Annotated in this window: 13 protein-coding genes; 3 read left to right on the forward strand and 10 right to left on the reverse strand. The window is 61.6% G+C overall.

Going from position 1 to position 14,362, the window contains the following annotated elements; translation table 11 throughout:
* Positions 1 to 54: 54 nt before the first annotated feature.
* The 4 genes from ATY76_RS34120 to ATY76_RS11965 form a co-directional block, all read right to left on the reverse strand.
* On the reverse strand, positions 55 to 732 hold the full coding sequence (locus ATY76_RS34120) for a tail fiber domain-containing protein (protein WP_245309812.1): 678 nt from the start codon (positions 730 to 732) through the stop codon (positions 55 to 57).
* Positions 733 to 756: 24 nt separating this feature from the next.
* Positions 757 to 3,336 carry a caspase family protein gene (locus tag ATY76_RS11955; protein ID WP_088674972.1) on the reverse strand — a complete coding sequence of 860 codons (2,580 nt, stop codon included), beginning with the start codon at positions 3,334 to 3,336 and terminating at the stop codon, positions 757 to 759.
* Between the two features lie 243 nt (positions 3,337 to 3,579).
* Positions 3,580 to 4,857, reverse strand: a complete 1,278-nt coding sequence (locus ATY76_RS11960; RefSeq protein WP_088674973.1) for an L-fuconate dehydratase — start codon at positions 4,855 to 4,857, stop codon at positions 3,580 to 3,582.
* Between the two features lie 79 nt (positions 4,858 to 4,936).
* Entirely contained in the window at positions 4,937 to 5,671 is a 735-nt protein-coding gene (locus tag ATY76_RS11965; RefSeq protein ID WP_088674974.1) for an SDR family oxidoreductase, read from the reverse strand.
* Between the two features lie 304 nt (positions 5,672 to 5,975).
* Between ATY76_RS11965 and ATY76_RS11970 the strand changes: the two genes are divergently transcribed.
* The 3 genes from ATY76_RS11970 to ATY76_RS11980 all read left to right on the forward strand — a co-directional run bounded on the left by ATY76_RS11970 (position 5,976) and on the right by ATY76_RS11980 (position 8,523).
* Positions 5,976 to 6,761 carry an IclR family transcriptional regulator gene (locus ATY76_RS11970; protein WP_088674975.1) on the forward strand — a complete coding sequence of 262 codons (786 nt, stop codon included), beginning with the start codon at positions 5,976 to 5,978 and terminating at the stop codon, positions 6,759 to 6,761.
* A 75-nt stretch (positions 6,762 to 6,836) separates the two neighbouring features.
* Positions 6,837 to 7,673: an amidohydrolase gene (locus ATY76_RS11975; RefSeq protein WP_088674976.1), complete on the forward strand. Its 837-nt coding sequence runs from the start codon at positions 6,837 to 6,839 to the stop codon at positions 7,671 to 7,673.
* A gap of 445 nt (positions 7,674 to 8,118) precedes the next feature.
* Entirely contained in the window at positions 8,119 to 8,523 is a 405-nt protein-coding gene (locus ATY76_RS11980) for a helix-turn-helix transcriptional regulator (RefSeq protein WP_088674977.1), read from the forward strand.
* 104 nt (positions 8,524 to 8,627) lie between these two features.
* Here ATY76_RS11980 and ATY76_RS11985 read toward each other — a convergent pair whose 3' ends face one another.
* From ATY76_RS11985 to nadC, 6 genes are all read right to left on the reverse strand, one after another.
* A complete protein-coding gene (locus ATY76_RS11985) occupies positions 8,628 to 8,894 on the reverse strand; it encodes a hypothetical protein (RefSeq protein WP_088674978.1) in 267 nt (88 codons plus the stop codon).
* A gap of 66 nt (positions 8,895 to 8,960) precedes the next feature.
* The gene (locus tag ATY76_RS11990; protein WP_088674979.1) at positions 8,961 to 9,707 is read right to left on the reverse strand and encodes a TfuA-like protein; all 747 of its coding nucleotides are present in this window, start codon (positions 9,705 to 9,707) and stop codon (positions 8,961 to 8,963) included.
* Positions 9,704 to 10,966 (reverse strand): YcaO-like family protein, encoded by a 1,263-nt coding sequence (locus ATY76_RS11995; protein WP_088674980.1) that lies wholly within the window; start codon positions 10,964 to 10,966, stop codon positions 9,704 to 9,706. The genes ATY76_RS11990 and ATY76_RS11995 overlap by 4 nt, the downstream gene beginning before the upstream one ends.
* 12 nt (positions 10,967 to 10,978) lie before the next feature.
* Positions 10,979 to 11,122: a hypothetical protein gene (locus ATY76_RS33685; RefSeq protein WP_190233637.1), complete on the reverse strand. Its 144-nt coding sequence runs from the start codon at positions 11,120 to 11,122 to the stop codon at positions 10,979 to 10,981.
* A gap of 106 nt (positions 11,123 to 11,228) precedes the next feature.
* Positions 11,229 to 13,181, reverse strand: coding sequence for a BTAD domain-containing putative transcriptional regulator (locus ATY76_RS12000; RefSeq protein ID WP_088674981.1), 1,953 nt, complete (start codon positions 13,179 to 13,181; stop codon positions 11,229 to 11,231).
* Positions 13,182 to 13,462: 281 nt separating this feature from the next.
* Positions 13,463 to 14,362, reverse strand: coding sequence for a carboxylating nicotinate-nucleotide diphosphorylase (gene nadC / locus ATY76_RS12005; RefSeq protein WP_088674982.1), 900 nt, complete (start codon positions 14,360 to 14,362; stop codon positions 13,463 to 13,465).

Genomic DNA, 14,362 nt, shown 5'->3' on the forward strand with positions numbered 1-14,362 from the left:
GTAAAGACTCCCTGTTACGGGAGTCTTGTAGCGTCCAGCCGACCGTCTTCTCGATCATACTGGCGACGGAACGAAATCTTCCGAAGATACGGATTTTGCCTGCGGACGGCAGCTTGCCGCGTTAACCGAGAGCGCTACCGCTATCGCGCTAGCTGCTGGAGTAGCCAACGAAATACCTTCTTCTAAAGACACCATCGCGATATCGAGACCCGTGTAATTCACCATATAGTAGTCGGAGGCAGTCCGCGTGACCGCATCAGGCCGGATCAAAAGCAGGTCCTGAGCCATTGTGCCGACGAAAAGTGGGCCACCCCAGATATAGCGGAATGCGTAGACTGGAATGCCGGAGGGCGAGGTGCCGATGCGCCGAATTTGCGTCTTCAAGCGGCGATCTGAACCGTCCCATCCCCCACTGGGGCCGTCGCTGTCCGAACCGCCAGAGTCAGAGCCGCCGCCCATGCCGCCGCCAGAGCTGGAGCCCGAGCTGGAGCCGGAGCTGGAATTCCCACCGGCACCATTGTCGGATCGGGCGAAAGCCGGTTCATTGCTGTTGTTGGCCACTCGTTTGATGGCGGGCGTGGTTTTCCTTGTAGGCGTGGCGCTCCTAGCCGGCTCTTCACTGGCAAACAGTGTTCTTGCGCCCGGGTCGAAAATACAGCTCTGCAGGATTGCTCCGGAGCCGGCCATGAATGTCGAGCACATAAGCACGCGGATGATGAGTTTGCTGGTCATATAGGGCGCTCCCGGATCGCCGTTTCAGAAGAGATCAAACCTCGGATTTCGTTTCACCCAGGTCGCCTTGGCGAGTTCTACGAGCCTCGCGTCGAGCGACTTGGTTTTCGGCAACGCTTTTCGTTCCTGAGCAGTCAACTCGGCGTTGAAGGCTTCCTCCGCCTTCTTCTTCGCCGCGCTTGGCAGTGAGTTGAGTTCCGCCAGCGCCTGGTTCTTCGCATCACCGGTCCTCGGCTTGTTGACGGCAGCCGCGAGTGCGAAATAGCGCGCCGCAATTGCTACGCTCTCTGGGTCTTCGACCTCGTCTTTTGCCAGTCTGGCGCGATCGAGCGCCCCCCAATAGTCCCCTCGTTCCGCTCCCATCTCCAGCCACTTCACCGCAGCCGCCTTGTCGGCGGCAACGCCGATGCCGTCCCTGTACATACGTCCGAGGTTGGTGGGGGCAAACGGTTGGCCGCCTTCTGCTGCTTTGGTGAAAAGCTCCAGCGCCTTGCCGAGATCCTGAGGCACGGTCTTTCCCGACCGGTACACCAGCGCGAGATTATTCATCGAATAGATATCATTCCGTGCAAGGCCGGCTTCATAGAAACGAATGCCGCGCTGCGGATCGGCGGGAACATTGACTCCATTAAGGAAGATGTAGCCGAGCTCGTTCATCGCAAAAGTATGTCCGAGGTCCGCCGATTGCAGCATCAGCTTCAGGCCCTGCTGAGGATCGGCCTTGACGCCCCGCCCATAGAAGAGGCTTTTGCCGTATGTGTATAAAGCGTAGGGGTCGTTCTTCTTGGCCCCTGCTTGTACGATTTCATTCGCTTTCGCGGGGTTGGCCGGTACAGACGCGCCGATGATGTACAAGCTGGAAAGCTGGTCGATCGCCCTGACATGCCCGGCATCCATCGCCTTCTTGATTGTCGCGAAGGCCGTCTTCGTCTCGCGGTTGGCGAGCTGGGCGCGGCCGAGCTGATAGACGAAGCGTGCGACCTCGGGATAGGTCTTCATCGCCTCCGTGCAGGCAGGCACGGCCACGCTCGGATCGATCTCGTTCGGCAGTTTGCCCGCGGTGACGCCTTGCAGGTCGAGCGGCGCTGCGGCTGCGCTGTCGCAGGCGTCGAGTGCCGGCTTGAAGGTGACGGTCGCGGGCGGCAGGTTGTCGTTGGCGGCCTGCAGCGTGACAGTGAAGGTCTGGTTTTCCGTGCCGATCTGCGGCTCGTAGGAAAGCGCCGGGACATCAGTCGCCTCAAGCACATGGCCGAGCCCGATCACCCGGTCTCCGGCGCGCAGCGTGCCCTTGTCGGGAAGGGCTGCGACCTTGAAGGTCATTTCCGCGGCCGAAGCCGGCACTTCAGGCAGGTTCGCCTTGACGGGACCGACGCCGATCGTCGTATCGATGTCGCGCGGCAGTTCTTTCAGATAGGCGCCGGCATCGGCAAGCCGTGTCTGTTTCTCCTGTTCCAGCTGGGCGAGCTTGGCGCCGGCATCGGCCGAGACGGTGATTGCCACCACACCCTGCGTCGCCTGGCCGTAAGGGTCGCTGACGGTATAACCGATCAGGCCGACGGTGCCGGCGGCGACGCCTGATGAATCATAGGTCAGCGCCGTCAGCGCCGCGGCGGGAAGCTTCGCGCCCTGCTCGACCGGCTTGCCGTCGAAGCTGAGCTTGCCGGTCTGGGGAAGCTGGTTGATCGTGACGAGCAGTGCCGAGCCGGTCTCGTCATGCGGCGGCGCGATCATCAGCGGTGTGGCGGCGGCGCCCTCCGGCACGCTCGCCTGCTGCATCGGCTCGACGCTCGGCGGCGGCGGCGCAGGAATGAAATAGAAGCTGTCCATCAAGGAGGAGTTTTCCCAGGGCACCTGCTTGCCGTTGGTCATGGCGATGACATCGCGGCGCACATCGGTCAGAACCTGGCGGATTTCCTTGTTGGGCTCGCTGGCGCGCTTGATGAAGGATTCGGAATAGGGGCTGAGCGCCCCCTCGCCGTCGAGCGCCACCTGTCCCGGTTCGGTCGAAAAGGCGATCAGGCTGCCGAGATCGCTGTCGATGCGCGCAAGCCCGCGCGTGGCGCCGACCGGTTCCAGCTTCTCGGCCATCCAGAATTTCTGCGCGTTGAACGGATTGTTGCGGCAGGCATCGAGGAAGATCAGCTGCACCCGCGAATTCTGCTTGAGGTGATTCAGAATGAGGTCGAGCGGCATGGTCTGGGTCTCGACGTCATAAGGCGTCTCCAGGGTGGCATCGATCGGCACGATGAAATTCTGCCCGCCTACCTGGATGCCGTGGCCCGAATAATAGATGAGGCCGGCCTCGGCATTGCTGGTCGAGCGCAGGAAGCGGCGCACCGTATCTTCGAGCCCGATACGGTCGACATTGACGCCGATCGTCACGTCGAAGCCGGCCGCGCGCAGTGTATTGGCGACCTCTTCAACATCATTGGCGGGATTGGGAAGCGAGGGCAGCGTCTTATAGACCGAGTTGCCGATCACGAGGGCGACGCGCCGGCTGCTCTCCCCGGTGACGGCGCCATGCGCGATGCCAACTGACAGCAGTATTGCCGCAGCCGTCAGCAGATAAGCGCACAGTCTCTTGACGTCGTGAAACTTCGGCATGGCGCGATCGCAAACATTCTATTGTTTCTGTTCAATAAAATTTGCTGGCCTGCTGATGCCGGCCCCCTGCGCATTCACAGTTTGAAAATATTCCTGACTGCTAAAAAAAGCAAGCTTCGCCGTCTCCAAGAGAATTGGAGCAGACCTATCAATTTGGAGGCCTGTCGCCGGCGGGAAAGACTATGGAAACTTAAAAAATGAACATGCGGACGGTGGCGGATACGTCAGTTTCGATGACGTTTCCTATCCGCGAAACGTATAGTTGCTGATCGAGGCCGGTTTCATCTCGATGGAGAAGCCCGGCAGCGTGGGCGGCATATAGGCGGCGTTTTCGATGCGGCAGGGATCGACGAAATGTTCGTGGAGATGATCGACATATTCGATGACGCGGCCGTCCTTGGTGCCCGATACGGCGATGTAATCGATCATCGACAGGTGCTGAACATATTCGCAGAGGCCGACGCCGCCGGCATGCGGCCAGACGGGCAGGCCGAACTTCGCGGCGATCAGCAGCACGGAGAGAACCTCGTTCAGTCCGCCCATGCGGCAGGAATCGATCTGCACGATATCGATCGCGCCCTCGGCGATGAACTGCTTGAACATGATGCGGTTCTGGCACATTTCACCGGTCGCGACCTTCACCGGCGCGATCGCCTGGCGGATCTTGCGATGGCCGGCGACATCGTCCGGGCTGGTCGGTTCCTCGATGAAGAAAGGTTTGGCTGATGAAAGCGCCTTGACCCAGTCGATCGCCTGCCCGACATCCCAGACCTGGTTGGCGTCGATCATCAGGTAACGATCGGGACCGATCACCTCGCGCGCGATTCTGAGGCGGCGGATATCGTCGTCGAGGTCGCGGCCGACCTTCATCTTGATATGGTTGAAGCCGGCGTCGATCGCCTCCCGGCAAAGGCGGCGCAGCTTCTCGTCTTCATAACCCAGCCAGCCGGCCGAGGTCGTATAGCAGGCGTAACCCTCCTTTTCGAGGACGGCAATGCGCTCCGCCTTGCCGGCTTCCGCTTTCTTCAGAATGGCGATCGCTTCATCGCGCGTCAGCACGTCCGTGAGATAGCGGTAGTCGACGATATCAGCGATCTCTTCCGGCGACATTTCGGCGACGAGCCGCCAGACGGGCTTGCCGGCCTGCTTGGCGAGCAGATCCCAGACGGCATTGACGACAGCGCCGGTCGCGAGATGAATGGCGCCCTTTTCCGGGCCGATCCAGCGCAATTGGCTGTCGCTCGTCAAATGCCGCCAGAATTTGCCGGGATGGGCGAGAACCTCGGCCAGGTCGGTGCCGACGACCAGGTGGCGCATCGCTTCGATCGCCATGCAGCAGATGTCGTTGCCGCGGCCGATGGTGAAGGTCAGGCCGTGGCCGGCAAGATCGGGCGCATCCGTATCGAGAATGACGTAGGCTGCCGAATAATCGGGATCGGGGTTCATCGCATCGGAGCCGTCGAGGCTTTGCGAGGTGGGAAAGCGGAGGTCGAAGACGCGGAGATCGGTGATGCGGGTCATGGTGTTTCCTCCGTGATGGGCCCGATTTCATGAGCAGCCGGTGCGCCCGGCGGTGTGCCGGCGGCACCGTCGCGCGGGGTCAGATCGTCCAGCCGCCGTCGATGGCGATCGCCTGGCCCGAAGTATAGGTCGCGCCGGCGAGATAGACGGCGAGATCGGCGATCTCCTCCGGCGAGCCGAGCCGGCCCATCGGCTGGCGCGCGATGAAGGCGGCGCGCGCTGTGTCGTAATCGCCCTGCGCGCGCATGCGATCCTGCAGCGACGGGCTTTCCACCGTGCCGGGGCAGATGGCGTTGCAGCGGATGCCGTGGGCGACGTAATCGGCCGCCACAGCCTTGGTGAGCCCGATGACCGCCGCCTTGGTGACGCCATAGGCGAAGCGGTTCGGCACGCCCTTGATGCTGGAGGCGACGGAAGCCATGTTGATGATCGCCCCGTCCTTGCGCTCCAGCATCCCCGGCAGTACCGCGCGGATGGTGCGGATCATGGCCTTGACGTTGAGATCGAAGGCGAATTCGAGATCGGAATCCGGCATTTCGAGGATCGAGCCCGCATGGACGAAGCCGGCGCAGTTGAACAGCACGTCGACGGCGCCGATTTCGGCGACGAGGGCTTTGACCGCATCCCCGTCGAGCACGTTCAGCTTATGCGTGGAAACGCCGGTTTCCGCCGCAAGGGTGGCAAGCGCATCGGTATTGATATCAGTCGCGTGGACCTTGGCGCCGGCCGCGGCAAAGGCTGCCGCCGTCGCCCGGCCGATACCCTGGCCGGCGGCGGTGATGAGAACGGTTTTGCCGGAAAGTCTGTCTGTCATGTTACGGGCCTTTTCTTGATGTGTCTGCGCTGGACGATGGATGCGGCGATGTCTCCGGTGAAAGTTCGGCCATGATGGAACAGCTCGCGGTCACCGTCTATCGTTCGCTTTCTTTGCGCGCTTCGACCGGGTTCTGGCAAGCTGCGCGCAGCATTGCCATCTTGCGTTCGGGTGGCGGCTTGTCTTCAGCCATGATTTGTCTGTTTATAGACAAACAGACGATGGCCCCAGGGTCAAGTGCGAAGTTTTCCTTTTCCGGCCGCGGTTCTGCGTATATGCAGAGCAATATTCACAGGAGGAAGGAATGGAGACCGACGAGTCCGACCGCTATCGCGCTCCTGCCCTCGACAAGGGCCTCGATATATTGGAGCTGCTCGCCGGTGTCGACAGCGGCCTCACCCAGGCGGAGATCGCCAAGCGGCTCGATCGCAGCCCGAATGAATTCTACCGCATGCTCGACCGCCTGGTGCGCCGCGGCTACGTTACCCGGCTCGACGGCGATCGCTATTCACTGACGCTGAAACTGTTCGGCCTCGCCCAGCTGCACGCGCCGGTGCGCCGGCTCGCCTCTTATGCCACGCCGCTGATGCGCGAACTCGCCCAGCGCACGCGCCAGGCCAATCATCTCGCCGTCTTCGATCGCGGCGCTGCCGTCGTCATCGCCCAGCAGGAGGCGCCTGATTACTGGGGATTCTCGATCCGCATCGGCGCCCATATCAGCCTGTTCGACACCGGCTCGGGCCATGTGCTGCTCGCCTTCCGCAGTGACGAGGAGCGGGAGATGATGATCTCGGAGCACGTGCGCAGCCGTGCCGACATCGAGCTCGGCGCCGAATTCTACGACCGTCTCGACCAGATCCGCGAGCGCGGCTATGAGATGATGGCGAGCGCCCAGACGGCAGGCGTCTACAATCTCTCGGCCCCCGTTCTCGGGCCGGACCGGCGTTGCATCGCCGCCCTCACCTGCCCGTTCATCGCGCTCGTGAATGCGCCTTCGGCACCCGATATCAGCCAGACGATCGCACTGGTGCAGAAGACCGCCGCCCAGCTCTCGCTGCTCGCCGGCGCCGACGTCGCCAACCCTGCCTGAGGGTCGGGAATTTTTATTTGAACAATCCATTCACCGAGGATAGGTTGCGGCAACACACTCCTGGAGGAGAAGAGCGTGCTCATCGATACCCATCTGCACATCATCGACCGGTCGGCGCTGCCCTATCCGTGGCTCTCAAATGTGCCCGCTCTCGACCACGATTTCCTCTATGAGACCTATGCGACCGAGGCCCGGCGCTGCGGCATCACCAAAGTGCTGCACATGGAGGTCGATGTCGATCCTGCCGCCATGCAGGCCGAGACCGATCATGTCAGGAGCATCGCGGCGCGCGAGGGCAGTTTGATTGCCGGCGCCATCGTCTCCTGCCGGCCGGAAGAGAAGGGCTTTGCCGCCTATCTCGAACGACAAAAGGCCGATCCCTTCGTCAAGGGGTTTCGCCGCGTGCTGCATGTCGTCCCTGACGATGTCTCCGAAGGCGCCCTCTTCCGTGAAAACATCCGGCGCATCGGCGGCAGCGGCCTCACCTTCGATCTCTGCACGTTGCCACATCAGGCGGGCCGCGTGACCGCGCTGATCGATCTTGCGCCCGATGTGCAGTTCGTGCTCGACCATTGCGGCGTGCCCGATATCCGCTCGGATGCCTTTGAACCCTGGAAGGCCGGCATATCCGAGATTGCCCGTCGGCCGAACGTCGTCTGCAAGGTGTCCGGCGTCGTCGCCTATGCCGACGCCGAGATATGGGCGGCTCAGACGCTGAGGCCCTATATCGAGCATGTCATCGCAAGCTTCGGCTGGGATCGTGTCGTGTGGGGCAGTGACTGGCCGGTCTGCACGCTCGGCGGCGGTCTTTCCACGTGGGTGGCTGCGACCCATGCGGTGCTCTCCCTCAGCAGCGAGGCGGAGCGTTCCAAGCTGCTTTTCGCCAACGCCCAGCGCCTCTGGGCGCTTTGAAACAGGTCGCGCTCGTCGGATTCGGTCGCCGCGTATCGTTATAGTACAACCGCACACACTTTTGCGTGACGCGCTTTAATCTTCCATTTACGCAGTTCCCGGCAACGCTTCGCGCGTTGCTGGAGAAATCGTTGCGTATGTCTGTGGCTTCCAGGGTTGAGGAATGAGAGCGTTCCGCTTTTTCCTCAAATCACGGAAGTGCTCTATCGCTTGGTTGTCGCGTAGCACCTCTACACACTTTTACCTTAGATCCTCAAAATGACGTATCCCACAAAAGTGCTACTTTGGCATGTTTTTTGCTGATGATAGAATGAAGCGCGCCGTTGTTTCGGTTTGGGACGACTTACAACCAAGCAATTGCGAGCTTTATTCATCTCGGGTAAAAGTTGTCAGGCAGGGATATGACGAATAACCTCATGTCCACTGTCCTCAGGAGGGAAAAGAAATGAAAGAAGAACCGCATGCAGTGGATGTTCACGTCGGAAAGACGATCCGTATACAGCGTCTGCTGAGGAAGGTTTCCCAGACGGAACTGGGCGAACGTGTGGGCGTCACGTTCCAACAGATCCAGAAATACGAAAAGGGCTCCAACCGTGTTTCCGCCAGTATGCTGGTCGAAATCGCCGGCGCTCTGAAGGTCGATGTCAGAACGTTCTTCGACGATCTGTCCGCTCCTGATACAGCCAATGATAATCCGGCTCCCAGCGAGGAATTCATTATCTCGCGCGAAGGCGTGCTTCTCAACGCGGCGTTTTTCTCGATCAAGAACGAAGCTCTTCGCAAGAAGATCCTCAAGCTCGTCCAGGCGATCGCCAATACCGAACAGATGGAAGGTGACGCGGCCGAATAATCTGCCTTTCACGCGACCTCAACGGACCGCTTGAGAATCAATCGGGATCAATTGCCGTTGATCGATGAATTTCCATCGATCGGATCAATGTCCATTGATCGGGTTTAATGGCGATCGATCAGGATCAGATTCTCGCTGGCATCCTTCATTGCGATCTTGGCCTTGCTGCCGAGCAGCTTCTCGAGATTGACGTCAAGTTCCCTGTCGGGATCGATGCCGTCCCAATCGATGACGACCTGCAGCAGCGCCATGTTCGTCAGGTGCATCAGATTACGCAGCTGAAGTTTTTCAGCCTCCTCCTTGGCTGCCGACAGCAGCCGGAAGATCCTCGCGTATTCGCTGCCTGTACCCTCGGTATGTTGTTCAAACATCGTTCCCGCCTCGTTGGTCGTGAAACCCTACGATTCCATCGCCAGTACATCTTTCTGCCGCGACCGTTATTCTAGCGTTACAGGAGTCACATTCCGTGTGACTTCGGCATGCAAGAGCTCCCAGTGGGAAGTCGCGGCAAAGCGCCAGTCACGGTTGACGGGAAGGAATTCGTCGCGGCGCAGCCATTCCAACACCAGCCGGGCATCGTTGCGTTTGCGTTCGACGCGGTTGTTGCGGATAGCGGCGAGGATGTGATCGCGGCGCGGCTTGCGGGCGAAATGGCATTCATCGACGGCCTTCGCATAAGTGCGCTCGGAAAAATGCAGGAAGCGGCCGGCAAGCAGCAGTTTCTTGCGTTCGCCGGGTGTTATCTCGCCGCTGGCGTAAAGCGCGTCGATCGTCGGCTCGAAATCGACCCAAGGCACGGAAAGCGGCAGCCAGCCGAGTTCCTGCGGCGCATGTACGAGGGCCACGGCCTCGTCGTCGAGCAAGCGGCCGGTCTCGTAATCCTCGAAGATCGAGCCGATCCCGACCATGCCGAACGGAGCGCATTCGGCCGCCCGCAACGCGCCCATACTGGCGCCGCCGGCGACGGCGACATTCTGTTCGAGTGCGTAGAGGATTTCCTTGTGCCAGACCGATGGCAGATCACCGAAATAGCCGTCAACGAGACCGATCGCGGTGGCGCCGTCCTCGACGGCTTTCAGGATGTCGCCGCAGGCGGCCGGCGGCCGGAAGTCGATGGAGGAAGACGCTGCCCTTGCCGCGGCGAGATCGCTTCCCAGGCTCGGACCGACGAACAGCACCTTCATGATTGTGCTCCCCTCATGGTGTTGACCGCGCGCATGCCGAGCTGGATGTACTGGCCCGATATATCGACCTCCAGACCCGGTACGATCACCCTGACGACGGAGACCGGCAGGGTGTGGTTGGAAAACGGCACGACGACGATCTGTTCGATGCCGGTCGCCGCCAGCCGGCTCGCAATATGGTCGATGGTCTCCTGGATCGTCGCCTGCCGGCGATGACGCGGCTGGAACGCGCGCATCCGGCCGCCGCCCTCGCAAAGCTCGACCACCTGCTGCATCGCCGCACTTTGGTCGAGCCGCTGATAGATGCGCGGCGAGAAGTCGTCGCGGCTGCCGGCGATCGCGGTCAGCCGGCTCTGCGCCGCCTCGGTGATGGCGCGCAGCGCGGCGCGCACGGGATCGGGATGGCAGCCGCAGCCGCCGCAGACATGCGACCAGCGTGCATCGACACGATCCGAAAGATTGCCGGGCATGATGACGGCGAGAAACGCGGGAACGCCGATGTCTGTGGTCATGTCGAGCAGCAGCAGCCGCATGCCTGCGCGCGCGATCCGGTCGGTCATGATGTCGATCACGGTATCGCCGAAGGAGGCGGGGTCGATGCGGCTTTCCTTCAGGCGTTCCGGCGATTTCAGCTGGGTCAGGGCCCAGGCATCGCGTTCCACCAGTTCGCAAAGCCCATGCAGGACTGCTTCGGATGGCGTATTGCCGGAGGCAAGACCGTCGCTCGATTGCTCGAAGCCTGGCGGCCTCTCCCCGCGATGGTCGAGGCCGACGAGCCACCAGGGCACGAAAACGCTGCTGCCGGAAAGGATATCGATGCCGGAGCACCAGGGAATGGGGCTTTTGCCGATCTCGTCCGGCGCGCAACGCGCGACATTGTCGAGATCGATCATGGCGGCACGCTCCGCCCGCATGCTCTCGACCGTCGCCTGCGTCAGATCGGCGGGCGGTATTTCCGCGATCCGCGTCTCGATCGCCTCCATGGCAGCCGAGGCCATGGCGGCCTCGTTATCGATGCCCTTGCCCTGGAAGACCGAGAGCGTATGGCTGTTCGGCCGCGTCGCGAACGCGACCGGAATGTTCAGGACATCGAGCGCGGTCAGAAGGCCGACGCGCGTGATGCCGAATTCACGCAGATACGGCCTGATCGCAGCCAGCGTCTGGGCCGGCGTGACTGCGCGGTCGTGATATTCGCTGACGCCGGCCGATGATCGTTTGAGGTCACCGGCAAGCGTCTCAAGATCGGCGAAAGCGGACATGCAATCTCGTCCTTAGCGGAATTTCAGAGCATGAGTCAGGTTTTCGAGGGCATTGGCGGAAACGTTGAGCTCGTCCTGTTTCATGGCCGCCCTGGCGGCTGCAGAGAAACGCAGCGACTGAGCCTGAACTTGGGTGGTTTCAGCATTCGTCTTCATGTTCGATCTCCGATTGTTCGGACAGCGTGTTGCTGTCGTTAGCGGTCGGAGGGAAACATTGCCCGCGTCATTTAAGCGTTACAGGCTTCGTTAAAAGGCGACGCAATCAGGGGAGACCGGCGAGCTGCAGGCCGTGAATCAGGGCTTCCGTGTAACGGGGATCGCGATCCGGGACGAAGTGGCGGATATCTTCGCTGCGGAAATCCGGAAAATTCTCAAGGACGACCCTGGCGTAGTTCCCGGCTTTCTTCATATCGCCTGCCATCGCATGAGCGGCGGCGAGCAGGCGAGCGGTCGCCTGTTTGGAGTTCACCGGCTCAAGCGCCTCGATCGTCTTCTTGTAATCTTCACGGTCGAAATGAATGCCGCCGAGATTCCAGTAATAATAGTCCGGCGGCAGGGGATTGAGCCTGAAGGCGGCTTGGTTCAGCTCCAGCGCCTTGTCGAAATCACCATTGTGGCACAGAGCATCGGCATAGTCCGCAAGGATATCCGCATCGTTCGGATTGAGATCCTGAGCCTGCTGGAAATATTCCAGGCTCTCGTCGAAACGGCGGCGGTAAAGCGCCACGAAGCCGAGTTCGCGATAGGCCCGGCCGCTGTTCGGGTCGGACTGCTGCGCCAGCCGGGCAGCCCCGTTCGCCTCGTCGAGCAGGTCGGTATCCTGCATGCCGCGGATCAGCCATTCCATGCCGAGCGCGCGTGATACGCCGGCATGGGCAGCCGAGAAATGCTCATAACGGTTGAGCGAGGATTTGAACCATTTGCGGGCCTGGCGCAGGTGTTGCAGATCGGTCTTGGCGATCAGCCGCTTGCCTTCCAGGTAGAGACGGTAGGCGGAGGCCGGCGCATCGCCGATCGGCATCGCCAATTCGTGGCGCTCGATCGTGTCGGCGAGCGAGGAGACGATCCGCCGCGTCAGATGCGCGAAGGATTCGCTGATCTTCTGCATCACCAGCGGCAGTTCCAGCGCCCAGATCACCTCCGACGTCGTCGTCCGCGTCAGGCGGCAGGTCGCATAGACATCCTCGTCGCGGCCCTGGATAGTGACGTAGACCGCATAGTCGAAGCTGAGATCGAGCGGGCCGGGCACGGCACGCGCCGGATCGACCGAGCGGCTGAGGATCTCGAGGCTGGTATGCGCCGCGATGACCTTGAAGCCGCGCTGCTGGCTGAGGCCGATGGTGACGTCTTCGAGAAGCGCTCTGCCGACGCGCTCCATCAGCGGATCGGTAAAGATGCTTTCCGGCGGCAGGATGATGATGCGCGGCTGGCCGAGCATATCGGCGAACATGCCTGGCGCAGACGGGCGCTCCGGCGCTGCGGCTTGTGCTGCCGGGATCAGGCCGAGTTCGCGGGCGAGCGCCGTGGTGCTTTCCTCCGGCTCGGTGTCGAACTCGTCCTTCAGCTGGCTCTTGCACTTAAGATAGGCCTGACGCGCCGCGGCCGGATCGTTCATCCCGACATAAAGGCGCATCAAGGCGCGATAGGCCGTTTCGCTGGCCGGGTCGAGTTCCAGCAGGCGCCTGGCAAGCGCGACCTGCTCTTCATCCGACCTGTCTTCGGCGGTTTCGACCAGCCGGGTGAGATGGGTCGAACGCAATTCGTCGATACGCTGGCGCTCGAAGGTCAGCCAGTCCTCGGCGCCTTGCGTCGGCGATTTCGCGCCTTCCAGCAATTCGCCGTTGAGGATGCTGCTGTCTTCGGGGGCAAGCGGCCCTTTCTGCTTGAGGATGCGAACGTCGATCTCCCAGCCGTCGGCAAGGCCGATATGGGTCCTTGTCGCGGCGAGCAGCGGGGGAAGGTCGGCGGGAATGCTCTGCTCGATGCGCGCCAGCAGCTGGCGCAGGCTGCCTGCCCGTTTTTCCGGCAGTTCGGATTGCCAGAGCTGGCGCCTGATCGTTTCGCGGTCGAGTTCCAGATTGGATTCGGCAGCGAGCATGGCGAGAAGAAAATAGGATTTCTCCGGCAAGGGGAGCTCTCTCCCCGCCGCTATCAATCGCGGTCTTCCGAGCAGGCAGAGCCTGTTCGTCGACACCTCTGCGGATGTCTCTTGCATTTCGGTTCTCACCCCTGAAGCCCAAGGCGCGCAGAAGCGCCGGCCAGTGGGTAGCATGTTAGAGCTATAAGGGCGCCGCGCATAGCGGCTTTGCTATAAAAAGAAGAATTTTCGTCGAATAATTGCATCTTCTCGCGCCGTCTGTAGAGGAAAATGCTTACGAACACTTGATGCGAGACCGCCTCGGCGTCTCATTTCGGCACATTATTTGAACTGTCACCGTTCTTCGAAGCCGGCTATTAGAGTTTGCGCGGATCGAAGGCCAGCGGGACGCCCAGGGATCATAGGGCCCGGGCGATCCGTTTTGCGGCTGCTTCCGTCGCGGTTGCGGCCTCGACGAAATCAAGGCCGATATCGAGCACCGGCGCGCTGTGCGTCAGCCAGCCGACGGAAATGAGGTCGACGCCGGATGCCGCGATTGCGGCTGCCGTTGCCGGCGTGACACGGCCGGATGCTTCGGTGATCGCCCGGCCGGCGACGATGGCGACGGCTTCGCGCAGCTGGTCCGGCGTCATATTGTCGAGCAGAACGGCGTCGGCGCCGATCTCCATCGCTTCACGCAATTGAGCAAGCGTATCCACTTCCACCTCGATCTTCACCATATGGCCGACGCCGGCCCGCGCCCGGCGGATCGCCTCGGCAATGCCGCCGGCGATGGCGACGTGGTTATCCTTGATCAGCACCGCATCGTAGAGCGCGAAACGGTGGTTCATGCCGCCGCCGGCCCGCACCGCATATTTCTCCAGCGCCCGCAGCCCCGGCGTCGTCTTGCGCGTGCAGGCGACGGAAGCCTTGGTGCCGCCGATGGCGGCGGCAATCTCGGCCGTGACGGTTGCAATCCCCGAGAGATGGCCAAGGAAATTCAGCGCGGTACGCTCGGCGGTGAGGAGGCCGCGCGACGGGCCTTCGATGGTGGCGATTACGTCGCCAGGCTTGACCGCATCGCCGTCTTGGAGATGGCGGAGCGTGGTGATTTCGGGATCGACGAGGGAAAAGGCGAGTTCGGCCGCATCGAGGCCGGCGATCACGCCGGGCTGGCGGGCGGCCATAGCAACTGTCGAGCGATGATCCGCCGGAATGACCGATGCCGAGGTGATGTCGCCGGCAAGGCCAAGATCTTCAAGCAGCGCTGCCCGGACCAACGGTTCGACGATCAGGCGTGGAAGGGGAACGAGGCTCAT

The sequence above is a fragment of the Rhizobium sp. R339 genome, from assembly GCF_002211395.1.
In the GTDB taxonomy this organism is placed as follows: Bacteria; Pseudomonadota; Alphaproteobacteria; order Rhizobiales; family Rhizobiaceae; genus Rhizobium.

Excerpts from the sequence above, each read along its gene's own strand:
- ATY76_RS34120 (WP_245309812.1), bottom strand. The coding sequence starts at position 732 with ATGACCAGCAAACTCATCATCCGCGTGCTTATGTGCTCGACATTCATG.
- ATY76_RS11955 (WP_088674972.1), bottom strand. The coding sequence starts at position 3,336 with ATGCCGAAGTTTCACGACGTCAAGAGACTGTGCGCTTATCTGCTGACG.
- ATY76_RS11960 (WP_088674973.1), bottom strand. The coding sequence starts at position 4,857 with ATGACCCGCATCACCGATCTCCGCGTCTTCGACCTCCGCTTTCCCACC.
- ATY76_RS11965 (WP_088674974.1), bottom strand. The coding sequence starts at position 5,671 with ATGACAGACAGACTTTCCGGCAAAACCGTTCTCATCACCGCCGCCGGC.
- ATY76_RS11970 (WP_088674975.1), top strand. The coding sequence starts at position 5,976 with ATGGAGACCGACGAGTCCGACCGCTATCGCGCTCCTGCCCTCGACAAG.
- ATY76_RS11980 (WP_088674977.1), top strand. The coding sequence starts at position 8,119 with ATGAAAGAAGAACCGCATGCAGTGGATGTTCACGTCGGAAAGACGATC.
- ATY76_RS11985 (WP_088674978.1), bottom strand. The coding sequence starts at position 8,894 with ATGTTTGAACAACATACCGAGGGTACAGGCAGCGAATACGCGAGGATC.
- ATY76_RS11990 (WP_088674979.1), bottom strand. The coding sequence starts at position 9,707 with ATGAAGGTGCTGTTCGTCGGTCCGAGCCTGGGAAGCGATCTCGCCGCG.
- ATY76_RS11995 (WP_088674980.1), bottom strand. The coding sequence starts at position 10,966 with ATGTCCGCTTTCGCCGATCTTGAGACGCTTGCCGGTGACCTCAAACGA.
- ATY76_RS33685 (WP_190233637.1), bottom strand. The coding sequence starts at position 11,122 with ATGAAGACGAATGCTGAAACCACCCAAGTTCAGGCTCAGTCGCTGCGT.
- ATY76_RS12000 (WP_088674981.1), bottom strand. The coding sequence starts at position 13,181 with ATGCAAGAGACATCCGCAGAGGTGTCGACGAACAGGCTCTGCCTGCTC.
- nadC (WP_088674982.1), bottom strand. The coding sequence starts at position 14,362 with ATGAGCCTCGTTCCCCTTCCACGCCTGATCGTCGAACCGTTGGTCCGG.